25 protein-coding genes are annotated in these 25,989 nt (G+C 69.2%); 11 read left to right on the top strand and 14 right to left on the bottom strand.

Features of this window, described 5'->3' with window-relative positions; translation table 11 throughout:
- Window positions 1–21: 21 nt before the first annotated feature.
- Window positions 22–870: a polyamine aminopropyltransferase gene (speE, locus tag FXO19_RS11365; protein WP_149195211.1), complete on the top strand. Its 849-nt coding sequence runs from the start codon at window positions 22–24 to the stop codon at window positions 868–870.
- 108 nt (window positions 871–978) lie between these two features.
- Here the strand turns inward: speE and FXO19_RS11360 are convergent, their stop codons facing one another.
- Together FXO19_RS11360 and FXO19_RS11355 are read right to left on the bottom strand one after the other, a co-directional pair.
- On the bottom strand, window positions 979–1,476 hold the full coding sequence (locus tag FXO19_RS11360; RefSeq protein WP_149195210.1) for a hypothetical protein: 498 nt from the start codon (window positions 1,474–1,476) through the stop codon (window positions 979–981).
- A gap of 156 nt (window positions 1,477–1,632) precedes the next feature.
- The gene (locus FXO19_RS11355; RefSeq protein ID WP_149195209.1) at window positions 1,633–1,971 is read right to left on the bottom strand and encodes a P-II family nitrogen regulator; all 339 of its coding nucleotides are present in this window, start codon (window positions 1,969–1,971) and stop codon (window positions 1,633–1,635) included.
- A gap of 187 nt (window positions 1,972–2,158) precedes the next feature.
- Between FXO19_RS11355 and ubiK the strand changes: the two genes are divergently transcribed.
- From ubiK to FXO19_RS11330, 5 genes are all read left to right on the top strand, one after another.
- Window positions 2,159–2,437, top strand: a complete 279-nt coding sequence (ubiK, locus tag FXO19_RS11350) for a ubiquinone biosynthesis accessory factor UbiK (RefSeq protein ID WP_149195264.1) — start codon at window positions 2,159–2,161, stop codon at window positions 2,435–2,437.
- A 10-nt stretch (window positions 2,438–2,447) separates the two neighbouring features.
- Entirely contained in the window at window positions 2,448–3,962 is a 1,515-nt protein-coding gene (locus FXO19_RS11345) for a YifB family Mg chelatase-like AAA ATPase (RefSeq protein WP_149195208.1), read from the top strand.
- 121 nt (window positions 3,963–4,083) lie between these two features.
- Entirely contained in the window at window positions 4,084–6,177 is a 2,094-nt protein-coding gene (locus tag FXO19_RS11340; RefSeq protein ID WP_149195207.1) for a S9 family peptidase, read from the top strand.
- A gap of 313 nt (window positions 6,178–6,490) precedes the next feature.
- Window positions 6,491–8,587 (top strand): S9 family peptidase, encoded by a 2,097-nt coding sequence (locus tag FXO19_RS11335; protein ID WP_149195206.1) that lies wholly within the window; start codon window positions 6,491–6,493, stop codon window positions 8,585–8,587.
- Between the two features lie 222 nt (window positions 8,588–8,809).
- Entirely contained in the window at window positions 8,810–9,214 is a 405-nt protein-coding gene (locus tag FXO19_RS11330) for a GFA family protein (protein WP_149195205.1), read from the top strand.
- Window positions 9,215–9,293: 79 nt separating this feature from the next.
- Here the strand turns inward: FXO19_RS11330 and aceA are convergent, their stop codons facing one another.
- Complete coding sequence (gene aceA, locus FXO19_RS11325; RefSeq protein WP_149195204.1) at window positions 9,294–10,619, bottom strand: isocitrate lyase; 1,326 nt, start codon at window positions 10,617–10,619, stop codon at window positions 9,294–9,296.
- A 211-nt stretch (window positions 10,620–10,830) separates the two neighbouring features.
- Window positions 10,831–12,471, bottom strand: a complete 1,641-nt coding sequence (gene aceB / locus FXO19_RS11320) for a malate synthase A (protein WP_149195203.1) — start codon at window positions 12,469–12,471, stop codon at window positions 10,831–10,833.
- Between the two features lie 113 nt (window positions 12,472–12,584).
- On the opposite strand from aceB, the gene FXO19_RS11315 reads away from it, so the two are divergent.
- Window positions 12,585–13,553 (top strand): LysR family transcriptional regulator, encoded by a 969-nt coding sequence (locus FXO19_RS11315; protein ID WP_149195202.1) that lies wholly within the window; start codon window positions 12,585–12,587, stop codon window positions 13,551–13,553.
- A gap of 41 nt (window positions 13,554–13,594) precedes the next feature.
- Here FXO19_RS11315 and FXO19_RS11310 read toward each other — a convergent pair whose 3' ends face one another.
- Together FXO19_RS11310 and arfB are read right to left on the bottom strand one after the other, a co-directional pair.
- The gene (locus tag FXO19_RS11310; protein WP_149195201.1) at window positions 13,595–14,197 is read right to left on the bottom strand and encodes a lysophospholipid acyltransferase family protein; all 603 of its coding nucleotides are present in this window, start codon (window positions 14,195–14,197) and stop codon (window positions 13,595–13,597) included.
- Window positions 14,198–14,202: 5 nt separating this feature from the next.
- Window positions 14,203–14,616: an alternative ribosome rescue aminoacyl-tRNA hydrolase ArfB gene (gene arfB / locus FXO19_RS11305; RefSeq protein WP_149195200.1), complete on the bottom strand. Its 414-nt coding sequence runs from the start codon at window positions 14,614–14,616 to the stop codon at window positions 14,203–14,205.
- A 101-nt stretch (window positions 14,617–14,717) separates the two neighbouring features.
- Between arfB and FXO19_RS11300 the strand changes: the two genes are divergently transcribed.
- Window positions 14,718–15,212, top strand: coding sequence for a DUF2059 domain-containing protein (locus tag FXO19_RS11300; protein ID WP_187775746.1), 495 nt, complete (start codon window positions 14,718–14,720; stop codon window positions 15,210–15,212).
- Window positions 15,213–15,317: 105 nt separating this feature from the next.
- Here the strand turns inward: FXO19_RS11300 and FXO19_RS11295 are convergent, their stop codons facing one another.
- From FXO19_RS11295 to oleC, 7 genes are all read right to left on the bottom strand, one after another.
- The gene (locus tag FXO19_RS11295) at window positions 15,318–16,037 is read right to left on the bottom strand and encodes a pseudouridine synthase (protein WP_255516388.1); all 720 of its coding nucleotides are present in this window, start codon (window positions 16,035–16,037) and stop codon (window positions 15,318–15,320) included.
- 83 nt (window positions 16,038–16,120) lie between these two features.
- A complete protein-coding gene (ubiB, locus tag FXO19_RS11290) occupies window positions 16,121–17,788 on the bottom strand; it encodes a ubiquinone biosynthesis regulatory protein kinase UbiB (protein ID WP_149195198.1) in 1,668 nt (555 codons plus the stop codon).
- Complete coding sequence (locus tag FXO19_RS11285; RefSeq protein WP_149195197.1) at window positions 17,785–18,459, bottom strand: ubiquinone biosynthesis accessory factor UbiJ; 675 nt, start codon at window positions 18,457–18,459, stop codon at window positions 17,785–17,787. The genes ubiB and FXO19_RS11285 overlap by 4 nt, the downstream gene beginning before the upstream one ends.
- Window positions 18,460–18,557: 98 nt before the next feature.
- On the bottom strand, window positions 18,558–18,716 hold the full coding sequence (locus tag FXO19_RS11280; protein ID WP_149195196.1) for a DUF1328 domain-containing protein: 159 nt from the start codon (window positions 18,714–18,716) through the stop codon (window positions 18,558–18,560).
- A gap of 64 nt (window positions 18,717–18,780) precedes the next feature.
- On the bottom strand, window positions 18,781–19,791 hold the full coding sequence (oleD, locus tag FXO19_RS11275; protein ID WP_149195195.1) for a 2-alkyl-3-oxoalkanoate reductase: 1,011 nt from the start codon (window positions 19,789–19,791) through the stop codon (window positions 18,781–18,783).
- Window positions 19,788–20,246 carry an endonuclease domain-containing protein gene (locus FXO19_RS11270; protein ID WP_149195194.1) on the bottom strand — a complete coding sequence of 153 codons (459 nt, stop codon included), beginning with the start codon at window positions 20,244–20,246 and terminating at the stop codon, window positions 19,788–19,790. Before FXO19_RS11270 ends, oleD begins: the two co-directional genes overlap by 4 nt.
- An 87-nt stretch (window positions 20,247–20,333) precedes the next feature.
- The gene (gene oleC / locus FXO19_RS11265) at window positions 20,334–22,004 is read right to left on the bottom strand and encodes an olefin beta-lactone synthetase (protein ID WP_149195193.1); all 1,671 of its coding nucleotides are present in this window, start codon (window positions 22,002–22,004) and stop codon (window positions 20,334–20,336) included.
- A gap of 98 nt (window positions 22,005–22,102) precedes the next feature.
- Between oleC and FXO19_RS11260 the strand changes: the two genes are divergently transcribed.
- Window positions 22,103–22,573 carry a YkgJ family cysteine cluster protein gene (locus FXO19_RS11260; RefSeq protein WP_149195192.1) on the top strand — a complete coding sequence of 157 codons (471 nt, stop codon included), beginning with the start codon at window positions 22,103–22,105 and terminating at the stop codon, window positions 22,571–22,573.
- A gap of 208 nt (window positions 22,574–22,781) precedes the next feature.
- On the opposite strand, the gene FXO19_RS11255 is transcribed toward FXO19_RS11260, so the two are convergent.
- Window positions 22,782–23,699, bottom strand: coding sequence for an alpha/beta fold hydrolase (locus FXO19_RS11255; RefSeq protein ID WP_149195191.1), 918 nt, complete (start codon window positions 23,697–23,699; stop codon window positions 22,782–22,784).
- A 173-nt stretch (window positions 23,700–23,872) separates the two neighbouring features.
- Between FXO19_RS11255 and FXO19_RS11250 the strand changes: the two genes are divergently transcribed.
- Both FXO19_RS11250 and FXO19_RS11245 read left to right on the top strand, forming a co-directional pair.
- On the top strand, window positions 23,873–24,511 hold the full coding sequence (locus tag FXO19_RS11250) for a TIGR00645 family protein (protein WP_149195190.1): 639 nt from the start codon (window positions 23,873–23,875) through the stop codon (window positions 24,509–24,511).
- 482 nt (window positions 24,512–24,993) lie between these two features.
- Window positions 24,994–25,944 (top strand): MBL fold metallo-hydrolase, encoded by a 951-nt coding sequence (locus FXO19_RS11245; RefSeq protein WP_149195189.1) that lies wholly within the window; start codon window positions 24,994–24,996, stop codon window positions 25,942–25,944.
- Window positions 25,945–25,989: the final 45 nt, after the last annotated feature.

Genomic DNA, 25,989 nt, shown 5'->3' with positions numbered 1-25,989 from the left:
TGCGCCCTACAGGACGCCGCCATGCCCGCCCCCACCTGGATCCACGAGCAGTTCGCGCCGACCGGCTCGGCGATCGGCTTTCGCGTCACCCGCAAGCTCGACGAGGTGCAGTCGCCGTTCCAGAAGATCGAGATCTTCGAGACCACCGACTGGGGCAACCTGATGCTGATCGACGGCGCGGTGATGCTGACCACGCGCGACAATTTCCTCTACCACGAGATGATGTCGCACCCAGCGCTGTTCACCCATCGCGATCCCAAGCAGGTCGTCATCATCGGCGGCGGCGACTGCGGCACGCTGCGCGAGGTGCTCAAGCACCCGGGCGTGAACAAGGCGGTGCAGTGCGACATCGACGAGCAGGTCACGCGCATGGCGGAGAAATACTTTCCCGAGCTGTGCGAGTCCAACGGCGACCCGCGCGCCGAACTGCTGTTCGACGACGGCATCGCGCACATGCGGAGCGCCGCCCCCGGCAGTCTCGACATCGTAATCGTCGACTCCACCGATCCGGTGGGCCCGGCCGAAGGGCTGTTCAACCGCGTCTTCTACGAAAGCTGCTTCCGTGCGCTGAAGGACGACGGCATCCTGGTGCAACAGTCGGAGTCGCCGCTCGCCCTGCTGGACCTGATCAAGGAGATGCGCGGCGAGATGCGCAAGGCCGGCTTCACCGCCTTCCAGACCCTGCCGTTCCCGCAGCCGTGCTATCCCACCGGCTGGTGGAGCTGCACGCTGGCGCGCAAGTCGGGCGGCTTCGAGTTCCGCGAAGGCGATGCGCGCGGCAAGGCGTTCGACACCCGCTACTACAGCGTCGACGTCCACCACGGCGCGACGGTGCTACCTCCGTTCGTAGCGGAGGCGCTGGGCGGCTGACCGCGAGCCGCCGCGCCCCCCTTGCCCGGCCCTTTGCGCGACGGTGGCCGGGCGCCGGGCGGGCGTTTGCCATGCAGCCGAATCGCGAGAACGCCGGGCAGGACAGGCTTACCAAGCTTCGGGCCGGCCTCCGTTGCCCTCGCCACAGCCCTCACAACGGATGTCGCGTGCCCCAATCGCCGTCTGGCCCTGCTCGCGCTCGGTGCGCAGCTGCGCGACCGTCTTGCAGACGTTTTGGGTGCGATGGCTTCCCGTCGTGCGCTCACGCCGGCAGACCATCCGCTCGTCTTCGGCCTTGTTGACGATCGCCTCGATCGATTCCAGAGAATTGAACAACGTGGTCTGGTCGATTTTCGACAGTTCCGTCGAATGCTCCTTGCCGTCCAGCAGGTCCATTACCTTGTCCTGCTTGGCAAGCAGGTCCCGAATCGTGCGCTCATCCATGTCCTTGTAACGCCCCTTCCGGGCCACGGCTTCCGCACGGATTTCTTCCTGCTGGGCAATGATCGACTTGGCGTCGGTATTGACCAGCACCGGCTGCTCGGCCAGCGCGCCCGCCGATGCAAGCACTGCTGCAAAGCCAACTGCCATCAGTACGAACTTCATCGTCTTCCCCTCTCCATTTCCATTTTGGCTGTTCGGTCAAGATTAGCCCGATCGGGAGTGGTTCACCAACACCAGCAGACACCTTTCCGTCAAGGCCAGGGACGCTGTCTTTCACGCCCCCATTCAGTTTTCTTGGGCCACGCAGGCGCGGGGCGACTACAGCGCGTCGCCGTCCAGCTCGCCGGTGCGGATCCGCACCGCGCGCTCCAGCGAATAGACGAACACCTTGCCGTCGCCGATCTTGCCGGTGTTGGCGGTCTTGAGAATGGCCTCGACCACGACGTCGGCCTGGTCGTCGGTGACCGCGATCTCGAGCTTGAGCTTGGGCAGGAAATCGACCACGTACTCGGCGCCCCGGTAGAGCTCGGTATGGCCCTTCTGGCGGCCGAAGCCCTTGACCTCGGTGACGGTGATGCCGGCCACGCCGGCCTCCGCCAGCGCCTCGCGCACATCGTCGAGCTTGAACGGCTTGATGATCGCCATGACCAGCTTCATCACGTGGTCTCCATACGAATTCACGGCAGCATACCGCCACCGCCCATTGCGGGACACGACCGACTACAATGCGCCGCCCCTCGACCTCCGTCTGTCGGATTTTTCCTACACCCAAATGCGCATCGGCCCGACTGCACGCCATGGCCGCAGGCGGCATGCTGGGCACGTTGCCGCAGGAGTGAGCTTCATGATCGACCTCAACCACATCGACGACCTGGCGCGACGGCTCAGCGGCCTGGTGCCGCCTGCCATGCGCGACGGCCGCGAGGAACTGCAGGAAAACTTCAAGGCCGTGCTGCAATCCGGCCTGACCAAGCTGGATCTGGTCTCACGCGAGGAATTCGAGGTACAGCGGGCGGTGCTTCTGCGCACCCGCGAAAAGCTCGAGGCGCTGGAGCAGGCGGTGGAGTGGCTGGAGGCGGAACTCGCCGCTCCGGAACGCGGCACGCAGACGCCGCAGCACTGAGTCCGGCGCCATGGGACTCGCACTCGTGCATGGACGCGCGCGTGCCGGGGTATCGGCGCCGGCGGTGCAGGTCGAGGTATATCTCGGCGGCGGGTTGCCGTCGATGTCGATCGTCGGACTGCCCGAGCCCGCGGTGCGCGAAGCCAAGGACCGCGTGCGTGCCGCCATCCAGTGCGCGCAGTACGAGTTCCCGCAACGCCGCATCACCGTCAATCTCGCCCCGGCCGACCTGCCCAAGCACGGCGGCCGCTTCGACCTGCCGATCGCGCTCGGCATCCTCGCCGCCAGCGGCCAGGTCCCGCTGGATGCGCTGCGCGACTGCGAGTTCATCGGCGAACTCGGCCTGACCGGCGAACTGCGCGGGGTCGACGGCGCGCTGCCGGCAGCGCTCGCCGCGGCCCGGATCGGGCGCCGGCTGGTGGTGCCGCAGGCCAACGCCGCCGAGGCGGCGCTGGCCACCGGTGTCGATGTCCGCCACGCCCGCACCCTGCTCGAGGTTTGCGCGCAGCTCAGCGGCAGCCGCGAACTGCCGCAGGCGATCGCACTGGCCGCGGTCCGCACGCCCGGCCCGGACATGCGTGACGTGCGCGGCCAGGCGCATGCGCGGCGCGCGCTGGAAATCGCCGCGGCCGGAGGGCATCACCTGCTGCTGGTCGGCCCGCCCGGCTGCGGCAAGACCCTGCTGGCCTCGCGCCTGCCCGGGCTGCTGCCGGAAGCGTCCGAGGCGGAGGCGCTGGAATCGGCCGCCATCGCCTCGGTCAGCGGCCGCGGTCTGGACCCGGCGCGCTGGCGCGAACGGCCCTTCCGCGCACCACATCACACCGCCAGCGCCGCCGCGCTGGTCGGCGGCGGCGCCGAGCCGCGGCCGGGGGAGATCTCGCTGGCGCACCATGGCGTGCTGTTTCTCGACGAGTTGCCGGAGTGGGATCGGCGCGCGCTAGAAGTGCTGCGCGAACCGCTTGAATCGGGCAGCGTGACCATTTCGCGCGCAGCGCGGCAGAGTGAGTTCCCGGCGCATTTTCAGCTGGTCGCGGCGATGAACCCCTGCCCATGCGGCTGGGCCGGAGACGTCTCTGGCCGCTGCCGCTGCAGCCCGGACGCGATCCAGCGCTACCGCGCCCGCATCTCCGGGCCGCTGCTCGACCGCATCGACCTGCATGTCGACGTGCCGCGGCTGCCGCCTGCGCAGCTGCGTCCGGATGCCCCCGAAGGCGAGCCGAGTGCGGCGATCCTGGCCCGGGTGGAGGCGGCCCGCGCCGTCCAGCGCGAACGCACCGGCAGCACCAACGCCGGCCTCGACCAGGCCGCGACCCTGGCCGCCTGCCGCCTGCGCGAGGCCGACCAGCAGCTGCTCGAGCGCGCGATCGAATCGCTGCGGCTGTCGGCGCGCTCGATGCACCGCATCCTGCGCGTCGCACGCACCATTGCCGACCTGGCCGGCAGCGCCGACATCGCCACGCCGCACCTCACCGAAGCGCTGGGTTATCGCAGCCTGGATCGCGGCCCAACGGCGCTGGCGGCCTGAGCAGGCGATCCGCGGGTCACCTGCCATCGGTCACCAGCTGGATTTAACGCCTGTCGAACACGGGCGCGGGGTGGCGACGGTAATGTGGCGCGACAAACCACAGCTCCTGGGGACCGAACCGATGCGACACCTCCTGCTCGCGGCCTGCGCCGCGACCGTGCTTGCCGCGTGCGGCAACCGCAACGACGACAATTCCGAAGCCATGAAAGCCCAGCCACAGACCGTCAACTCGATCGACGATGTCGCCCTGATCCCGCGCGACGCCCTGTTCGGCAATCCCGAGCGCGCCAACGTGCAGATCAGCCCCGATGGCAAGACCCTGAGCTGGATCGCGCCGGTCGACGGCGTGCTCAACGTCTGGGTGGCCCCGGCCGACGATGTCGACGCCGCGCGGGCGGTGACCCGCGATACCGCCCGCGGCATCCGCAACTACTTCTGGTCGCACCATCCCAACACCCTGCTGTACTTGCGCGACACCGGCGGCGACGAGGATTTCCATCTCTACGCGGTCGACCTGGCCAGCGGCGAGAGCCGCGACCTCACGCCATTCGACAAGACCACGGCGCAGGTGGTCAGTGTCAGCCATCTGCATCCGGAATCGATCCTGGTCGGCATGAACGATCGCGATCCGCAATGGCATGACCTGTACCGGGTCGACCTGGCCAGCGGCGAACGCACCCTGGTCGAGGAGAACACGCAGCAGATCGGCGGCTATCTCGCCGATGCCGACTACACCCTGCGCTACGCGCTGCGCTCGCGCCCGGACGGCGGCCAGGATGTCCTGCGCCGAGACGGCGACGCCTGGGTCGAGCACGACGAAATCCCGTTCGAGGACGTGTTGACCACCTCGCCCGCCGGGCTGACCACCGACGGCAAGACCCTGTACATGGTCGACTCACGCGAGCGCGACACCGCCGCGCTGTACGCCATCGACACCGCCAGCGGCGAGAAGACCCTGGTGCACGAGGACCAACGTGCCGACGTCGGTGGCAGCCTGTCCGATCCGCGTACCGGCCAGGTGCAGGCGGTCGCGGTGAACTACCTGCGCGAGGAATGGGCCACGCTGGACGACGGCATCGCCGCCGACCTGAAGAAGCTGGAGGCGATCGGCCCCGGCGAAGTGTCGATCAATACCCGGACCCTCGATGACCGCACCTGGATCGTCGCCTATTCGGCGGCCGAATCGCCGCTGGTCTACTACCGCTACGATCGCGGCGACGCCAATCCAGGCGACGGCAAGCTGACCGAACTGTTCTCCGGGCGCCCGGCGTTGGACGGCCAGCCGCTGGTGCCGCAATGGCCGGTCGAGATCGCCTCGCGCGACGGCAAGACCCTGGTCAGCTATCTCACCCTGCCGGCGCACGCCGACCCGGACGGCGACGGCAAGCCGGATGCGGCCACGCCGATGGTGCTGCTGGTGCATGGCGGCCCCTGGGGGCGTGACGGCTACGGCTTCAGCAGCTACAACCAGTGGCTGGCCAACCGCGGCTACTCGGTGCTGCAGGTGAACTTCCGCGGCTCGACCGGGTTCGGCAAGGCCTTTACCAATGCCGGCGACGGCGAATGGGCCGGCAAGATGCATGACGACCTGATCGATGCCGTGCAATGGGCGGTGCAACAGGGCGTCACCGGCGAGGACCAGGTCGCGATCATGGGCGGCAGCTACGGCGGCTACGCCACGCTGGTCGGCCTGACCTTCACGCCGGACACGTTCGCCTGCGGCGTGGATATCGTGGGCCCGGCCAACCTCAATACCCTGTTGGCCACGGTGCCGCCGTACTGGGCGAGCTTCTTCGAGCAGCTCGCCCGGCGCATGGGCGATCCGCGCACCGAAGAAGGCAAGGCCTGGCTGACCGAGCGGTCGCCGCTCACCCGCGCCGACAGCATCAGCAAGCCGCTGCTGATCGGCCAGGGCGCCAACGATCCACGCGTCAAGCAGGCCGAGAGCGACCAGATCGTCGAAGCCATGCAGGCCAAGAACATCCCGGTCACCTACGTGCTGTTCCCCGACGAGGGCCATGGCTTCGCCCGCCCCGAGAACAGCAAGGCCTTCAACGCAGTCGCGGAAGGGTTCTTCTCGACCTGCCTCGGCGGGCGGGCGCAACCGATCGGCGAAGACCTCGCCGGCTCCAGCATCACCGTGCCGACCGGCGCCGACGGCGTCCCGGGACTGGCCGAAGCGCTGCAGGCGCATACGCAGGACGTGAGGAAGTAGGCCCTGCGGCACGCGAACGCAAACGGGAGACGCCGGCCACGTCCGGCGCTCCCGCATGCCATGGCTTCTGTGGGAGCGACGGAAGTCGCGGCGCTTTTGCCGGCGCTGTCGGATGTCACGGCTTCCGCCGCCCCAACGGGGCCGGATTGAAGCCGCCGACGTCGTAGAGGTCGACGATTGTCGGGGCCTCAGGGTCCGCGAGTTCCCGCACCCTGCCATCAGTCACCCCATCATTTAACGCCGCGCAAACGCATCGCGCACGGCGCGGCGCTAGCTTGGCGTGATTACATCCGTAATCCTTGGGGGAACCGCCATGTCGTGCCGCCTGATCCTTGCCTCGAGCCTGGCGCTCGCGCTCGCCGCCTGCGGCGGTCGCCAGGACGATGCTGCCGCGCCGACCGCTGCGGCCGACAAGCCCGCCACGCCGACCTCGATCGAGGATGTCGCCCTGATCCCGCGCGACGCCCTGTTCGGCAATCCCGAGCGCGCCAGCGTGCAGATCAGTCCCGATGGCAAGTACCTCAGCTGGATCGCACCGGTCGACGGCGTGCTCAATGTCTGGGTCGCGCCGGCCGACGATGTCGGTGCAGCGCGCGCGGTGACGAAAGACGACGCCCGCGGCATCCGCCAGTACTTCTGGGCGCACCAGCCCGACACGCTGCTGTACCTGCGCGACACCGGCGGCGACGAGGATTTCCACCTGTACGCAGTCGATCTGGCCAGCGGCGAGAGCCGTGACCTGACGCCGTTCGAAAAGACCCGCGCCTACGTCAGCGGCGTCAGCCACCTGCACCCGGAGTCGGTGTTGGTGGCGATGAACGATCGCGACCCGCAGTGGCACGATCTCTACCGGGTCGACCTGGCCAGCGGCGAGCGCACCCTGGTCGAGGAGAACACGCAGCAGTTCGCCGGCTACCTGGCCGATGCCGACTACAACGTGCGCCTGGCGACCCGCGCCCGCCCCGACGGCGGACAGGACGTGCTGCGTCCCGACGGCGACGGCGGCTGGGAACTGGCCGAGGAAATCCCGTTCGACGACTTTCTCAGCACCAGCTACATCGGCTTCACCACCGACGGCAAGACCGCCTACCTGGAGGAATCGCGTGGGCGCAACACCACCGCGCTGGTCGGCGTGGACCTGGCCAGCGGCGAGAAGACCGTCATCTCCGAGGATCCGCGCGCCGACGTCGACGACACCCTGACCGATCCACGAACCGGCGTGGTGCAGGCCGCGGCCTCCAACTACCTGCGCAAAGAATGGACTGCCATCGACGACGACATCGCCGCGGATCTGGAAAAGCTCGAGGCGATCGGTCCCGGGGAAGCCTCGGTCAGCGCGCGCACCCAGGACGACCGCATCTGGATCGTCGCCTACTCCGCGGCGGAAGCCCCGGCGGTGTACTACCGCTACGATCGCAAGCAGGGCAGCGGCGAACTGACCGAGCTGTTCTCCTCGCGCCCGGCGCTCGACGGCCAACCGCTGGTGCCGCAATGGCCACAGGAGATCACCTCGCGCGACGGCCTGCCGCTGGTCAGCTATCTCACCCTGCCGGCGCATGCCGACCCGGACGCCGACGGCAAGCCGGATGCCGCCGTACCGATGGTGCTATTCGTCCACGGCGGTCCCTGGGCGCGCGACAACTACGGCTACAACCCGTACGCGCAGTGGCTGGCGAACCGCGGCTACTCGGTACTGCAGGTCAACTATCGCGGTTCCACCGGCTTCGGCAAGGACTTCGTCAACAAGTCCAACGGCGAATGGGCCGGCAAGATGCACGATGACTTGATCGACGCCGTGCAATGGGCGGTGCAGCAGGGCGTCACCACCGAGGACCAGGTCGCGATCATGGGCGGCAGCTACGGCGGCTACGCGACCCTGGTGGGCATGACCTTCACCCCGGAGGCCTTCAAGTGCGGCGTCGACATCGTCGGCCCGTCCAACCTGATCACCCTGTTCGAGACCTTCCCCGCCTACTGGGCCAGCTTCATGGAGCAGTGGTACAAGCGCGTCGGCGACCCGCGCACCGAGGAAGGCAGGCAGCTGCTGCTGGACCGCTCGCCGATCACCCATGTCGACCGCATCAGCAAGCCGCTGCTGATCGGCCAGGGCGCCAACGACCCGCGCGTGGTGCAGGCCGAGAGCGACCAGATCGTCGAGGCGATGCAGGAAAAGAACATTCCGGTGACGTATGTGCTGTTCCCCGACGAGGGCCATGGCTTCGCCCGGCCGGAAAACAGCAAGGCTTTCAACGCGGTCGCCGAAGGCTTCCTGTCGACGTGCCTGGGCGGCCGCGCGCAACCGATCGGCGAGGACTTCGCCGGTTCCAGCATCAGCGTGCCGGTCGGCGCCGACGGCGTGCCGGGCCTGGCCGAAGCAATGGAGACGCACGAACAGGCGGTCCGCAAATAGGTTCGTGAGGAGCGATGGCGGTATACCGCCGGAAAGTCGCGACTGCCGTCGCTCCCACACGATTCTCCTTTCACCGTCTTTGCATCGGCCACGAACCGCCGATCCCACACGGAGTCGAGCCGCCCGGCGTACCCGGAACCTGCGCAGCGGGGCAGGACCGTTCTGGCGCGCGGAAGCGATGCGCTATCGTGCCGGAATCCGCATGCATGCTCGGGAGCACCCATGACCACCGCACACGCCCAATGCTTCTGCGGCGACATCCAGCTGCACGCGGAACTGCCCAGCCAATGGGTGGCCCATTGCCACTGCAGCATGTGCCGGCGCGCGCACGGCGCCGCGTTCGTGACCTGGGTCGGCATGCGGGCCGATCGCTGCCGTATCGAGGACCCGCATGCCCGTCTGTGCTGGTACGCCTCCTCGCCCGGAGCCGAACGCGGCTTCTGCAGCCGCTGCGGTACGATGCTGTTCTTCCGCTCCGAACGCTGGCCGGGCGAGCTGCACATCGCCCTGGCGCACTTCACCACCCCGGTCGATCGCGATCCGCAGCTGCACGCCTATTGGGACAAGCACGTCGCATGGGCGGCCATCGACCCGGACGACGGCCTGCCGCGGGCGACACCCACTTGACCACGGGAAGCGTGCGGCGCGCGGTCCGCCAGGCCGACCCGCGCCGTTGCCCATCGGGTGCGGGCCACATCTTGTGGCGCTATGCCGCCCTGGAGGCGAACTGTTCCTCCTCGGTGGAGCCGGTCAGGGCCGTGGTCGAGGACTGCCCGCGCTGGATGGTCTGGGTGACCGTGTCGAAGTAGCCGGTGCCGACCTCGCGCTGGTGCCGGACCGCGGTAAAGCCGCGCTCGGCGGCGGCGAACTCGGCTTCCTGCAACTCCACGAAGGCGCTCATCTGCCGGCGCGCGTAGCCATGCGCGAGGTGGAACATGGAGTAGTTGAGCGCATGGAAGCCGGCCAGGGTGATGAACTGGAACTTGTAGCCGTAGGCGGCGATCTCCCGCTGGAAGGTCGCGATCGTGGTGTCGTCCAGGTTCTGCTTCCAGTTGAAGCTCGGCGAACAGTTGTAGGCCAGCAGCTTGCCCGGGTACTGCGCGTGGATCGCCGCGGCGAACTTGCGTGCGAACTCCAGGTCCGGCTTGCCGGTCTCGCACCAGATCAGATCGGCGTACGGTGCATAGGCCAGGCCGCGGCTGATCGCCTGGTCCAAGCCCTTGCGGGTCTTGTAGAACCCTTCCGGGGTGCGCTCGCCGGTGCAGAACGGCCGGTCGTTGTCGTCGATGTCGCTGGTGAGCAGGTCGGCGGCCTCGGCGTCGGTGCGCGCGATCAGCAACGTCGGCACGCCGGTCACGTCCGCGGCCAGGCGCGCGGCCGCCAGCTTGTCGACCGCCTCGCGTGTGGGCACCAGTACCTTGCCGCCCATGTGGCCGCACTTCTTCACCGACGCCAGCTGGTCTTCGAAGTGCACGCCGGCCGCGCCGGCCTCGATCATGGCCTTCATCAGTTCGAAGGCGTTGAGCACGCCGCCGAATCCCGCCTCGGCGTCGGCGACGATCGGCTGCAGGTAATCGATGTCGTCGCGCGCGCCATCGCCGCCGTTGCGCTCGGCGTGCTGCAACTGGTCGGCGCGCAGTAGCGTGTTGTTGATGCGCTTGACCACCGCCGGCACCGAGTCCGCCGGATACAGCGACTGGTCCGGATACATCTGCCCGGCCAGGTTGGCGTCGGCCGCCACCTGCCATCCCGACAGGTAGATCGCCTTCAGCCCGGCCTTGACCTGCTGCATCGCCTGGTTGCCGGTAAGCGCGCCGAGTGCATTGACGAAATCCTGCGTCTGCAGGTAGCCCCAGAGTTTCTCGGCGCCGATCCTGGCCAGCGAATGCTCGATCGCGACGGTGCCGCGCAGGCGCACCACGTCGGCAGCCGAGTACGGGCGGGTGATGCCGGCCCAGCGCGGATTGTTGTTCCAGTCCAGTTGGACCTGTTCGGCGGTGGGGAGGGTGTGCTTCGTCGGGGCGGGTCTCATCGGAGCATGTTCCATCGGTGTGTCCTCGATTGGAGGTCGGAGAAGCATGTGATCCCTGTGGGAGCGGCTTCAGCCGCGACGGCGCGCAAGCTGACACCTGGCGCCCACCGCAGTCGTTTCCCTTCGCAACAGGCGGTGGCGCGTTCATCGCAGTCGCCGCTGGTGGGACTGCCTGCCGTGGTCGCGGCTGAAGCCGCTCCTACATGGGAAATCAGTCCAGGCGTTCGTAGGCCGGCAGGGTGAGGAAATCCTCCAGCGCGTCGCGGCGGGTGAGTTCCTCGAGCAGGGCGATCGCCTCCCGCACGCGCGTCGCGCCCGGGAGCGCCTGCCCGGCCAGCCGCGAGGGCAGGCCCAGCAACACCGCTTCGAACAGCACCCAGTCGATCGCGGTGCCGTCGTCGAGGCACAAGCCGTCCAGGAGCCGGCCGTCGCCAGATCCGCCGTTCGCGCGATCACCGTGATGCAGCCATTGCCACAGTTGTGCGCGCGCGATTTCGGCGGTGGCGGCGTCCTCCATCAGCCAATGGATCGGCACGCAGCCGTTGCCGTCGAGCCAGGCCGCCAGATAGCGCACGCAGACCTCGACGTTGCCCTCGAAGCCCGCGCGGGTGATCGTGCCCGGCGGCGCCTGGATCAGGTCGTCGCGGATCACCAGCACGTCGTCCCGGCGCTCGTGCTGCTGGTGCGGCGTCGGCATGCGCTCGTCGAAGATCTGCTTCGCCACCGGGATCAGCGCCGGATGCGCGACCCAGGTGCCGTCGTGGCCTGCGGCGACCTCGCGCAGCTTGTCGGCGCGCACCCGCGCAAGCGCACGGGCATTGGCGTCCTCGTCGCCGGCGATCGGGATCTGCGCGGCCATGCCGCCCATCGCGTGCGCGCCGCGGCGGTGGCAGGTCTGGATCAGCAGTTCCGAGTAGGCCTTGAGGAACGGCTGGATCATCGTGACCTGGCCGCGCTCGGGCAGCACGCGCTTGCGATGGCGGCGGAAGGTCTTGATGTACGAAAAGATGTAGTCCCAGCGCCCGCAGTTGAGCCCGGCGATACGGTCGCGCAGCACGTACAGGATCTCGTCCATCTCGAACGCCGCCGGCAGCGTCTCGATCAGCACCGTGACCCGGATCTGCCCGTGCGCCAGCCCGAGCATCGCCTCGATGTGGGAGAGCACGTCCTGCCACAGCTGCGCCTCCTCCATCGACTCCAGCTTCGGCAGGTAGAAGTAGGGGCCGCGATCCTTCGCGGCGAGCGCATCGGCGTTGTGGAACGCGAACAGGCCGGCATCGAACAGCGCAGCGGACAGGCGCTCGCCGTCGACAAGCACGTGCTTCTCGTCCAGGTGCCAGCCGCGCGGGCGCACCAGCAGCACCGCCTGCTCCGGATACGGTCGCAACGCGTAGCGCTTGCCCGTGTCGCCGGTGAACGATAGGGTGCCGGCAACGGCTTCGCGCAGCGCCCGCTGCCCGGTCAGCAGCGCGTCCCAGGTCGGCGCGGTGGAATCCTCGAAGTCGGCCATGTAGCAGCTGGCGCCCGAGTTCAGCGCATTGATGACCATCTTCGGATCGACCGGCCCGGTGATTTCCACCCGGCGGTCGCGCAGCGCCGAGGGCAGCCCGGCCACCCGCCAGTCACCCTCGCGGATGGCGCGGGTGTCGTCGCGGAAATCGGGCAGTCCGCCGGCGTCGAAGCGCGCCTGGCGCTCGCGGCGCGTGGCCAGGCAGCGGCGGCGGCGCGGCTCGTAGCAGCGGTGCAGGTCGGCGAGAAAGGCCTGCGCCGACGGATCCAGCAGATCCTCAGGCGCCTGCGCGGTGAAAACGATCCCGCCAGCGGCGGCTTGTTCCTTGAGTACAGCGGACATGGGGGGGTGTCTCCTGCGTTTACGGCACAGGCCCACCATCCGACCGGGTACTGTATTTGACAACACAGTTTTTTCAATGCTTAGTATTAGTTACATTTATATCGATGGCAGATATGGCCGAAAAGCGCGCCGTGCCAACGCATTTCGCCTACAAGGGCGACCGGCTCAAGCCCCTGCGGGCGTTCTGCCAGACCGCACGGCTGGGTTCGGTCTCACGCGCGGCCGAGGCGCTGTTCGTCAGCCAGCCCGCCATCACCCTGCAGCTGCAGGCGCTGGAGCGCGACCTCGGCGTGCGGCTGTTCGAACGCAGCGGCCGGCGCCTGATCCCCACCCGCGAGGGCGAGGCCCTGTACGAACTGGCACGGCCGCTGGTCGAAAGCATCGACGCCCTGCCCGCCACGTTCCGGCAGCAGTTGCGCGGCCTGGATGCCGGCGAACTGCAGATCGCCGCCGGGACCTCCACGATCCTGCATCTGCTGCCGCCGATCATCGAAGCGTTCCGCCAGGCGCAGCCCGACGTGCACCTGAGCCTGCACAACGTCACCGGCGCCGGCGGTCTCGACCTGCTGCGCTCCGACGCCGTGGACCTTGCCGTCGGCTCGATGCTCGACGTGCCCGCCGATCTCGACTACGCGCCGGTCTACCGCTTCGACCCGATGCTGATCACGCCGCCGGACCACCCGCTGGCGCGCAAGCGGGACCTGGCGCTGCAGGATCTCTCACCCTACGGCCTGATCCTGCCGCCGCGGCGCCTGACCACCTACCGCCTGGTCGACATGGTGTTCCACCAGCAGCGGGTGCCGTACACGGTGGCGTTCGAGGTCGGCGGCTGGGAGGTGATCAAGCAGTATGTCGCCATGGGCATGGGCATCAGCATCGTCACTGCGATCTGCCTGAGCGACGCCGATCGCGAACGGCTGGCCGCGCGCTCGCTGGCCGACTGGTTTCCGCAACGCAGCTACGGCGTGGTCGTGCGCAAGGGCAAGTACCTGTCGCCGCAGGCGCGCGCGTTCGTGGAGCTGATCAAGCCGGACCTGTTCGTGCGCGGGGACTACTACGACAGCGGGCATTCGGAGCGGTGACCATTGCGTCCGGGGCGCCAGGCATGAACTAGTTCATGCCCCTATACCGTTCCGCGGTTGCGGCCCATCCACGGCTGGTACCACTCGCGCAGGCGGGCGATGTCGGCGTTGGCATCGTCGCTGGCGTGGAACAGCTCGCCAAGGCCGATGGTCTTGTTGGGATAGTGGAAATACGCCGGCAGGATCGGCACGCGGGCGGCGTGGGCGATCTTCCAGAAGCCGGTCTTCCATTTCTTGACCTGCTTGCGCGTGCCCTCCGGGGTCACCGCGAACCACAGGTGGTCGGCGCGCACCATCATCTCCACCACCTGCCCCACCGTGCCCTGCGACACGCTGCGGTCGATCGGGATCACCCCCAGGCGCCGCAGCAACGGCCCCAGCGGCCACCAGAACAGCTGGCGCTTGCCGAGCACGCGGATTTCCAGCCCCATCGCCAGTTTCGCGGCGAAGCCCCACAGGCCGTCCCAGTTCGACGAATGTGGGGCCACGATCAGCACCAGCTTCGAGCAATCGGGAATCGTGCCGGCCACGCGCCAGCCGCCGAGGCGCAGTACGCTGCGGCCAACCCAGCGGGTGAAGGCGTTGGCGCGCACCCGCGGCACATTGGGCGGCACGACCGGAATCAGCGGTTGCGCGTCGTCCAAGCGCTTCACTCCAGGTCCGGGGCGCCGCGACCGCGCTTGACGTCGGCACGCTGGCGCTTGCTGTCCAGGCGCCGCCGCTTGGCGGCGCGGCTTGGGCGGGTGGCGATGCGCGGCTTCGGTGCCTGCAGGCCGGAGGCGATGAACGCCTCCAGGCGTGCGCGTGCGTCCTCGCGGTTACGCTCCTGGGTACGGAAGCGCTGCGCGCTGATCACCAGCACGCCGTCGTCGGTGAGGCGACGGTCGCGCTTGGCCAGCAGGCGCGCGCGCACCGCCTCGGGCAGCGACGGCGACCGGGCGACGTCGAAGCGCAACTCGACCGCGGTCGCGACCTTGTTGACGTTCTGCCCGCCCGGGCCGCCGGCGCGCACGAAGCGCTCGACGAGTTCCTGTTCGGGAATGTGCGGCATCGGCTGCGACATGCGACCTCCGGGCGCGATTGTAGTCATGGTCCGCGACGCCGTGTTGACGCGCTGCGATGCAGGCACCACCATCCGGGCCTCCATCCGAGGGAGACGCCCCGATGAAGCCGATGTTCCGCGCGCTGGCACTGGTCGCGCTGTTGCTGGCCGCCCCGTTGGCATCTGCGCAACAGGCCAGCCAGGCCCAGGTCGATCGCCTGCTGGAAGTGATGCGGGCACAGGAGACCGTCGATGTGATGCTGCCGCAGGTGCAGGCTTCGCAGCAGCAGATGGTCGCCCAGCTCACCGCCGGCCAGGAGATGAGCGAAGCCGATCGCGCCAAGCTCGAGGCGACCATCGCCAAATCCAACGAACGGATCGCGGAAGCGCTGTCGTGGGAAACGCTCGAGCCGCTGTACCGCGACATCTACGCCAAGACCTTCACCGGCGAGGACATGGACGCGATGATCGAGTTCTATGGCAGCCCGGCCGGCCAGAAGCTGCTCGACAAGATGCCGCAGCTGATGCAGAACACCATGACCGCCGTGCAGCAGCTGATCGTGCCGATGCTGCAGCAGCTGGAGCAGGACGTCCGCGAACAGACCGCGGCGGAATAGCGACCGCCGCCGTACGACGGAGCTTGGCTCCACCCCGCGCCCTCCGGAGCCGCGCGTAGAGCCTCGCTTGCTCGGCTGCGTCGGCTCCGGAATCGAAGGCAACGCCTACGCAGCGAACAGCGCCAGAGCCCTGGCGAACTCCGCATCCGGCGGCGCCTCGACCGCAATGCGACGGCCATCGGCCGGATGCAGGAACGCCAGGCGCTGCGCGTGCAGCAGCATGCGGTGCACGCCCAGCATGCGGAAATGGCGGTTGTGGCGGCCGTCGCCATGGCTGGTGTCGCCGATCAGGTGATGCGAGGCGTGCTTGAGGTGGCGACGGATCTGGCGGAAGCGTCCGGTTTCCGGAACCGCGCGCAGCAGCGCATAGCGCGAAGTCGGAAATCGGGCCGACGGCAGTTCGAGCTCGGCGGTGGCCAGGCGCACGAAGCGGGTGAGCGCCGGCTTCTTCTGTCGTTTCCCGGGCCCGCCATCGAGCGGGTGATCGATCGTGAACGCCGGTTCCGGCCAGCCCCGGCAGACGGCCAGATAATGCTTCTCGACGGTGCGCGCCATCAGCTGTTCGCCGAGCGCGCCGGCGGTGGCGCGGTCGAAAGCCAGCAGCACGCAGCCGCTGGTGGCCCGGTCGAGTCGATGGGCCAGGAACACCGGCCGGCCGAACTGGGCGCGCACCCAGTCCACCAGGAATTCGGACTCGCGGCCGGCCAGTCTGCTGTCGTGGACCATCACACCGGCGGGCTTGTCCACCACCGCGAGCCGCTCATCGGCGTACAGCACGCCGACGGCTGCCGTCGCGCATGGCGGCGGCGGCGCGGCAGCATCGATCCGCGCCGCATCGCAGCCTGCCGTCACTGCCCCAACCCGGCACGAGCCTGGTGGTTCACCATCGATGGCCCCATTGCAGCCGGCTACCGCCGCGGCCAAGCGGCCAGTAGCGCCCACAGTCCGCCGAGGCCCGCGACCCAGGCCGCCGCCGGTATGCCGACAAGGGTCGGACCACCGGCTTCCAGCGCGTACAGCACCGCCGCCGCGATCAGCAGCCCGGTGCCGAGGATCGCCGCCACCGTGCGCCGCTGCAGCGCCCGCATCACCTGGGTGAGTTGCGCCAGGTCGTGCGAACGCAGGCGCAGTTCGTGCTGGCCGGCGACCTGCTGGGTCAACCAGGTGTGCAGCAGCCGCGGCATGTCCGGCGCGTGGGTGATGAACTCCGGTAGCCGCTTGCGGAACTCGCCGGCAAGGCGCTGCGGGCTGTAGCGCTCGACCAGGATCCGCTCGAGCACCGGTCGCGCCACCGCCCAGATGTCGAGCTTCGGATCCAGCAGCCGGCCCACGCCCTCGATGCTGAGCAGCGTCTTCTGCAGCAGGATCAGCTGCGGCTGCAGGGTGAGCTCGTAGCGCTGCGCCGTGCGGAACAGCTTGCCCAGCACCTCGGCCAGCGAGATCTCCGACAGCGGCCGGGTGAAGTAGGGCTCGCACACCGAGCGTGCCGCGGCCTCGAGCTCGTCGATGCGGATGTGCGCCGGCATCCACCCGGCCTGCACGTGCAGTTCGGCGATGCGGCGGTAGTCGCGGTTGAAGATCGCCATGAAGTTCTCGGCGAGGTAGTACTGATCCTCGCTGGAGAGCTGGCCCATGATGCCGAAGTCGAGCGCGATGAAGCGCGGGTTGGCCTTGCGCTCCAGGTCGACCCAGATATTGCCGGCGTGGGCATCGGCATGGAAGAAGTTGTCGCGGAAGACCTGCGTGTAGAACACACGCACGCCCTTGGCGGCGAGCGCCTTGCGGTCGATGCCGGCCGCGTCCAGCGCGGCGATGTCGTCGCTGGGAATGCCGCGCACACGCTCGAGCGTGAGCACGCGATCGGCGGTATGCGACCAAATCACCTCCGGCACGTAGAGATCGTCGGAATCGAGCCAGAAGCGCCGCAGCACCGATGCGTTGGCGCCTTCGCGCTGCAGGTCGAGCTCGGCGGCGAGCGTGTTCTCGATCTCGGCGACGATCTCGCGCGGGCGGATCTTGTCGGCGTTGGGATGGGTGCGGTCGACCAGCGCGGCGATGCGCTTGAGCAGCGCGATGTCGGCGGCGATCTGCTTCTCGACACCTGGTCGCAGGACCTTGACCACCACCTCGCGCCCGAGGGTGCCCTCGGTCGCGTGCAGGATCGCGGGGTGCACCTGCGCGATCGACGCCGACGCCAGCGGCACCGTGTCGAATCCGGCGAAGGCGTCGGCGACGTCGCGTTCGAGCGCGCGCTCGACGATGGCGCGCGCGGCATCGCCGTCGAACGGCGCCACCCGATCCTGCAGCAGCGACAGCTCCTCGGAGACGTCCGGCGGCACCAGGTCGCGACGGGTGGACAGGATCTGCCCGAACTTGACGAAGATCGGGCCGAGCTCCTGCAGCGCCATGCGCAGGCGCGCGCCACGCGGCATCGCCTCGATCTCACGGGCGGCGCGCGGCACGAACGGCCGCATCAGCTTGAGCCAGCGCTCGGCGGGCGTCTCGTCGAGCAGCGCGTCGAGCCGGTAGCGCAGCAGCACGCGGCCGATGCGCATGGCCCGCACCAGCGTGCTCATGCGTGCTCCCCTGCCGGTCCGGCCGCGAACGCATCGCGCAGGCGCTGGACGCGCACCGCCATGCGCTCGACGTCGTCGCGCAGGCCGTCGACATCGTCGAGGAAGGCCTCGAGCTCCTCGCGCCCGACCGCGTCGCGCGACTCCTCGGTGAGATATTCGGCAGCGCTGTGCGCCAGGCTGCCGCCGGCCGCGCGCGCCTGCGCCAATGCCGAGGCGAAGGCGCGGGCGACCTGCACGCCGAGCACGTCGCCGAACACCGCGGCGAACGGCCGTTCCCAGTCCGGGTCGAAACGTTGCGCCAGCCGCTGCAGCTGCCGCGCCAGTTCGGCATCGCCTTCGATCCGGATCCTGCCGACCGGCGCCGCGGCGTCGCGTTCGCCACCGAGCAGGCCCGGCAGTTGCGCCAGCAGGCCGCCGAGGGTGCTGCGCACGGCCAGGTCGGGTGGACTGGCCTCGTCCACCGGTCCCACCTGCAGCCGCTCGCCGGCGACCGTCAGCTGCAGCGCCAGCGGTGGACTGTCGAGCCGCAGCACGATGCTGCGCCCATGCATCCGCGAAAGCGCGGCACGGGTTTCCGGGTCGAGCGCGAGCGCGCGCTCGAGCGCCGCCTCCAGGGCACGGCCGGCAGCCGGCTTCAACGCGGCGAACGGGGAGGAGGCAGAATCGGCCATGCCGCATTGTAGCCGCGGCACCCGATCGCGAGCGGGAGGCCGCGGTCAAAAAAAAGGCCCGCCTGTGCCGGCGGGCCCCGTCGGGCCGACGCCTGGCGTCAGACCCTTCGACCGCGGATCAGCGACACGACCGCCAGGATGAGGAAGATGACGAACAGGATCCAGGCGATATTGGTCGCGGCGCCGGCGATACCGCTGAAACCGAGCACGGCCGCAATGATCGCGATGACGAAGAAGATCACGGCGTAACGCAGCATCTCGAACCTCCCAGGGGGAAACGGCCGGAAGTGGCGTAGCGCGATCTTCGACCGCGGGCGGTCGTCATCCGGTGACGGTCGTGCCCGCGCGCCAGGAAGCCTTCAGCCGCGTGAGTCCGTCGTGAATCGTGACCCGCGGAACGTAGCCGAAATCGCGCCTGGCCGGCGCCATGTCGTACCAGTGGGTGGTGGCGAGCTGCTCGGCGAGGAACCGCGTCATCGGCGGCTCGCCGGACAGCCGCAGCAGCGGCCACAGTCCCTCGCAGACCGCGCCCACGGCATAGGCGACGCGGAACGGGATGGTCCTGTCCACCTCCGGCGCGCCCGCCGCGCGCAGCAGCGCGTTGACGATCTCGCGCGCCGGCTTCGGCTCGCCGTTGCTGATGAAGTAGGCACGCCCGGCACAGGCCGCACCGGGTGCAAGGTGCTCGAAGGCGTCGAAATGCGCCTGTGCGGCATTGTCGATGTACGTCGTGTCGATGCGGTTGCTGCCGTCGCCGACGAAGCGCAGGCGCCCGGCCCTGGCGCGCTCGACCAGGCGCGGCAGCAGCTGGTTGTCGCCCGGCCCCCAGATCAGCCGCGGCCGCAGCGCGACGGTGGCCAGGGTATCGTCGTTGGCCGCCAGCACCGCGCGCTCGGCGATCGCCTTGGTCGCGGCGTAGGGCGCCTTGAAGTCTTCGCCGTAGGGCACGCTGTCGGCGGTGCCGCCCTCGACCGGATGGGTGGCGCGGTGGGTGACGCTGGGCGTGGAGGTATGGACCAGGCGGCCGATGCCGTGCGCACGGCAGGCGTCGATCACGTTCTGCGTGCCGACCACGTTTGGCAGCCGGTAGCTTTCGTAGCTGCCCCAGGCGCCGGCCTTGGCCGCGTTGTGGAAGATCGCATCGACGTCGCGCGCGGCGGCGAACACCGCATCGCGATCGGCCAGGTCGCCGCGGCATTGGCGCACGCCCAGTGTATCGAGCTCCGGATACAGGCCGCGGTTGAAGCTGGCCACCTCGTGCCCGCGTTCGCGCAGCCCTCGGCACAAGGCCTGGCCGAGGAAACCGCCGCCGCCGGTGACCAGGATTTTCATGACGGCCCGTCCACTCCCTCCCCTGCCTGCAGGGGGTGAGGGTGGCCCGCTTGCGCGGCACTGCCGCGCGGGCCGACCGAACGCCTGGCGCGCTGCGCCAGGCCGGGCGGGTTGCGGAGGGGTTGCGTGATCGCCCGCAGGATTCGTTCGAGCACGTCTTCCATTCTCAGGAGCACATCATCATTCCAGAAGCGAAGCACGCGGTATCCGTTGACCTGAAATTTTCGAGATCGCTCCGCATCGTACGACACTTGTTGCTGGTGTTGAGTGCCATCCAATTCAACGACCAACCGGGCTTCCGGCAAGGCGAAATCCGCGACGTATCCAGTGATCGGATACTGACGGCGAAACTTCACGCCCAGCTGCTTTCCACGCAATCGGTGCCATAACTTGCGCTCGGCATCGGTTGCCGCGTTGCGCAATGCTTGCGTTTTCCCAGATCGATTGCATGGCATGGGCCTCCTGGCGCGCTGACGTCCTTGTAGACAGTATATCGGCGTCGGCGCCACTCCCTCCCCTCCCCCTGCATGCAGGGGGAGGGGCTAGAGCTTCGCAGCCGCCCACCTTGCGAGCTTTTCGCGGCCGATCTTGGCGTTGTGGCGGATGTCGACCGGGAACCCGGGATGGAACAAAAAGACTTCCACCTGCGCCGCGTGCGCATGCCCTTCGCCGATGCGACGCAGCGCCTCGGTGATGCGCGCGTGGTCGGCGCGCGGCGTGTGCGGCAACGGTTCCACGCACAGCACTGGGCGTTGCGCGCCAGGGGCGCCAACACCGACCAGCGCGGTGCGCCGCACCGCCGGATGGGTGTTGAAGACCGGCTCGACCTGCTCGGTATGCAACGTGCCCTGCGCCGTCACCACGCGCTGCGACTTGCGGCCGCAGAACCACAGCCGGCCTTCGGCGTCGAAGTAGCCGAGATCGCCCATGCGATGGACCACGCGCTCGCTGCCGTCCGGTAGCCCCTCGCGGATCTTGGCGAGGCGGGTCTGCGCATCGCGGTTGAAATAGGTATCGGTGGCGGTCGGCCCGGCCACGGTGATCTCGCCGACCGTGCCGGCGGCGACCGGCAGTTCGTCCGACCAGCGTTCGATGGCGCCGTCATCGACACGGATGATCCGCACCTCGTTCGGCGGCACCGGGCGGCCGACGCAGGTACCGGCCCCCTGCTCGGTGCGCGCCCGCAGGTCGATCAGCTCGCGGCCCTCGATCACCGCCACCGGCAGGCACTCGGTGGCGCCGTACGGGGTCCAGAAGCGCGCGTCGTCGGGCAGCAGTTCGCGCATCGTCGCGATCACCTCGGCCGGCACCGGCGCGCCAGCCGAGGTCACGCGCCGCAGCGTCGGCAGCGGCGCGCCGTGCTCGGCCAGCACCCGCATCAGCACCGGCGAGCCGAACAGCTGGTCGACGCCGAAACGCTCGATCGCGCGCAGCAGCTTGCGCGCGTCGGCCTGCGCTGGACGGGTCGGGTCCATGTCGGGAATGATCGAAGTCAGCCCCAACGCCGGATCGAACAGCGCGAACGGCGGAAAGGTCGGCAGGTCGACGCCGCCCGGCACGATGCCGAAGGCGGTGCGCATCATCGCGATCTGCGCGACCAGGTGCCGGTGCCGGTACACCACGCCCTTGGGCACGCCGGTCGAGCCGCTGGTGAACAGGATCGCCGCGGTCTCGTCGGCATCGGTGGTGGCGAGTTGCGCACCGGCACCGGCACCGTCGCGCTCCACCCGCGCCAGCGTGGCATCGGCGAACCAGGCGCGGCGGCCGGTGCCGATGCGCACCCGCGCCGATCGCGCCCAGCCCAGCAGCCTGCGCGCGAACATCGCCAGCGGCACGCCGATGAAGGCTTCGGGCTGCGCCTCGTCCAGGCACTGCTTCAGCGCGCGTCGGTCGATGCCGGGATCGACCAGCACCGGCACCGCGCCGGCCTTGAACAGCGCGAACATCAGCAGGAAGAACGCCGGCGTCGGCCGCACCATCACCACGGTGCGGGTGCCGCGAACCACGCCGTGCCGCGCCAGGCCCGCGGCGATGGCGTCGCTGCGGGTGTCGAGTTCGGCATAGGTCAGTGCGGTCCGGTAGCGGCCGTCGCGGCCCGGGCAGCGCATCGCCACCTGGTCCGGGCGCTCGGCCGCCAGCCGCGGCAGGGACGCGGCGATGTTGCAGGGCGCGCCGGGCGCGCCATCGGGGGTAGGAACGGGGTCGTCGGTCACGCGCACAGCTTACCCGCTCGACCGCCGCGCCCAGCCGCTTGCACCCAACCGCGGAACCTGCAGAATCGCGCGACTTTCCCTGTCGTCCTGGCCGCGAGATGTCCCACCCCTGCCTGTCCTGCGGTGCCTGCTGCGCGCACTTCCGGGTCGGTTTCCACTGGTCCGAAGCGGTGCCCGAACTCGGTGGCGTTGTGCCCGTGGCGTTGACGGAACCGCTGGATGCCCATCGCCTGGCGATGCGCGGCACCTGGGCACGGCAACCCCGCTGCGTGGCCCTGGACGCGGAGCTCGGCGTGCGTTCGCGCTGCACCATTCATCCGCTGCGGCCGAGCGTCTGTCGCGAAGTGCCGGCGTCATGGGAGCACGGCGAAGCCAGTCCACAGTGCGACCGTGCGCGGCTGGCTCACGGCCTGCCGACGCTCACCGCGGATGACTGGCGACCGCCGGCGCGCGTGCAGATCGGGGTGGTGACGCGGGCTGACGCCGCTGCGGGCGCAATCGCGGCCTGCGAACCCGGCGCCGACACGCAGCCGCTCCCGCCCGGCCATTGCGCGCTGAAGCCGGCCTGAGCCGCTGCCGTCCTCCCGCGAAAGCAGGCCCCGCGACTGTAGGAGGGGCTTCAGCCCCGACCTCGCGAACGAGCGAAGCGCGGAGACCCAAGCGCGCAGCTTCCCGACCGGCACCGCGCGCTTACTGTTTTTCTTCCGCGATCTTCGGCGGGTCGGGGCTGAAGCCCCTCCTACACGGATGGGCGGAGGGCGTGAAGATCGGTGCAGCCTAGAGCGGATTGCGATCCAGGAAACCGCGGATCGCCGGCACCAGGATCTCGTGGCGGTCCTCGAGCACGTAGTGCCCGGCGTCGTCGAACGCGTGCACCTCGGCCTGCGGCAGCGCTTCACGGAAGCCTTCGAGGAAATGCCGGTCGAAGACGAAGTCGCGCAGGCCCCAGCCGATGAAGGCCGGGCGGTCGGCGTAGGCCGGCAGCCGGCGCGCGGACTCGGCCAATAGCGGCCAGGCCGCATCGCCCTCGCCCAGCGGGATGTCCTGCATGAAGCGCAGGGTGGAGATGGCGTTGCGCCAGCCGCGGTAGGGCGCGATGTAGGCGCGTCGCACCGGCGCCGGCAACCTGCGCTCGGTGCCCAGCCATGCCGCGCCGCGCGCGAACAGGTTGAAGGCGCGGATCAGGAAGCCGCCGATCCTGGAGTCGCGGCCCAGCGACAGCTGCCAGGGCATCGACTTGGCGGCCGGCAGCGGGAACGCGGCGGTATTAAGGATCACCAGCCGCCGCACGCGCTCGCTGCGCGCCAGCGCCCAGCCGAACCCGATCATCCCGCCCCAGTCGTGCACCGCCAGGGTCACCGGCCCGTCGATGCCGAGGCGGTCGAGCAGCGTCTCCAGGTCCTCGATGCGCGACTGCAGCGTGTAGCGGTAGCCGGGCCGCGCATCGGCGCCGTCGTCCGGCCTGTTCGACAGGCCCATGCCGACGTGGTCCGGCACGATGCAGCGATAACCCTTGCCGAGAGCCGGCTCGCGCAGGCCCAGCACCAGATGCCGCCAGTAGTAGCTCCACGACGGATTGCCGTGCAGCATCAGCACCACCTCGCCGTCGCGCGGGCCCTCGTCCAGGTAGTGCATGGCGATGCCCGGCCGTACTTCGAGGCGATGGCCGGTGAACGGATAGTCGGGAAGATGCACGCGCTTGCGAGACCGGGAGCTGCGGGAGCGACCGGCATTGTAGGGAATCCGGCGGGGAAGTCCCGGCCGGCTGCTGCCGGCCGGACCCGGGGCGGCGGACGCCGGCGGCCACGCGGCTTGGCAACGGCGCCGCCGCCCGCTACGCTGCCGCGCCTTATGTCGGTGCCGCGCGCATGTCGATCCCGTCCACGCCCCGCCTCAATCCCCTGCCGGCGCTGATCTTCAGCTCGCGCTGGCTGCAGTTGCCGCTGTACCTGGGCCTGATCGTCGCCCAGGGCGTGTACGTGTTCATGTTCGGCAAGGATTTGTGGCACCTGCTGCAAGGCGCCGGCGGCTATGGCGAGCAGGAGATCATGCTGATCGTGCTCGGCCTGATCGACGTGGTGATGATCTCCAACCTGCTGGTGATGGTGATCGTCGGTGGCTACGAGACCTTCGTCTCACGGCTGCGGCTGGAGGGCCACCCCGACCAGCCGGAGTGGCTGAGCCACGTCAACGCCAGCGTGCTGAAGGTGAAGCTGGCGATGGCGATCATCGGCATCAGCTCGATCCACCTGCTCAAGACCTTCATCGAGGCCGGCATGGTCGGCGGCCTGCCGCTGTGCGGCACCATGGATGCGCTGGAGGCCGCGCGCGCCTATGCGGAGTTCGGCAGCGCCGGCACCAAGACCTGCACCACATACACCGCCGCCGGCGTGATGTGGCAGGCGACGATCCACACCATCTTCATCCTCTCGGCAATCGGCATCGCCTGGACCGACAAGCTGATGCAACAAACCGCCAGCAAGCGTAAGCACGTGGCGCACGGCTGAGGCCGCCGAGGCCGCGCGAGACCGCGGTAAAGGCGTGTCTTGCCGGTCTCATGGCTCTCCGGGTTCGGACAGCCAGCAGGCGGTTCCGGCGCAGCTCCCTTGCGCGATGCCTTCTCTCCTTCTGAAGGCTTCACGCCGCGTCCGGGCCGGGCATCGCAGATGCCATCTGCTCCCGCGCATACCGCGTTGGCGGCGGTCCGACATGCAGGTGGGTGCGACGCTGAACGCGCTTGCGGAGCCGTAGTCGCAGCGTTCCGCAACTTCGGCGCCGCCACACGTCTCTCCGCCGCAGCCGTCGCGATCACCGGATGCTCGTCCGGGCGTGGCCTCGATACCGCCCGGTAGTTACTCGATTGCGACCGGCAAGTCATCACCGCGCGGGGACGTTCTGCCGGCAAAAAGGTGCTTTCCATCGCCCGTCGATTGCGACCGCGCTCCACGCGCTACAGTTGCGACAACGTCCAATTCAGGCTGCCTTCTCCATGACCCGCACCAAAGCCTTTGCCCGGCTCGCCGCTCTGGTTGTTGCGATGCTCCTTTCGGCCTGTTCGGAAGGCCAGCGCACCCAGGAAATTGCGTCGCCGGTTGCGCCGCCTGCCGAGCGTCCGGACGCTTCCCCGAGTCCGGACATTTTCCGCTTCAAGATCGGCGCCCTGGAGGCAGCAGCCCTGAAGGACGGCGACATCGACGCCGCCAATGACGGCAAGACCTTCGGCGTAGGCCTGCCGACCGAGGAGGTGTCCGCGGTGCTCGCCGCCGCCGGTCAGCCGACCGATACCCTCCACCTCAGCATCCAGCCGCTGCTGGTCCGGAGCGGGCCACGGGTGCTGCTGTTCGATACCGGTGCGGCCGACGCCTCGTTCGCCGAGGCCGGCCGCCTGCCGGCTTCGTTGCGCACCGCCGGCATCGAGCCGTCCCAGGTCACCGACATTTTCATCTCGCATGGTCATCCGGACCACGTCGGCGGCCTGCTGCTGTCCGATGGCGCGCTTGCTTTTCCCAACGCCGCCATCCACGTTGCGGCGCCCAAATGGGAGAGCCTCCAGGCCGATGGCGCCTCCGCCGACCTGGTGTCCGCAGCCGCGCCGAAGGTCGTGGCGTTCGAGCCCGGCGCCGTCATCCTGCCCGGCCTGGTCACGGCGGTCGCGGTCGATGGCCACACGCCGGGCCATAGCGCCTACGAGATCGCCTCGGGCGACGAACGCCTGCTCTACATCGGCGATGCGGCGCACCACCATGTGATTTCGGTCCAGCGACCCGAGTGGACCATCGCCTACGACACAGATGCCCCCACCGCCCAGGCCAGCCGTCGCGCCCTGTTGCAGCACGCCGCCGACCAGCATCTGCGCGTCTACGCCGTTCACTTCCCCTTCCCGGGCCTGGGCCATATACGCCGCCAGGGGGAAAGCTTCGCCTGGGCGCCGGAGCAATGAGCCCGTTCGCAGGCCTTCCTGCGCGGCCGATTCACCAGCGATGCG

The sequence above is a fragment of the Luteimonas suaedae genome (assembly GCF_008312895.1).
Classification (GTDB): domain Bacteria; phylum Pseudomonadota; class Gammaproteobacteria; order Xanthomonadales; family Xanthomonadaceae; genus Luteimonas; species Luteimonas suaedae.
The sequence above is the reverse complement of the archived record's forward strand: the minus strand, read 5'-3'. Positions and strand labels throughout refer to the sequence as shown.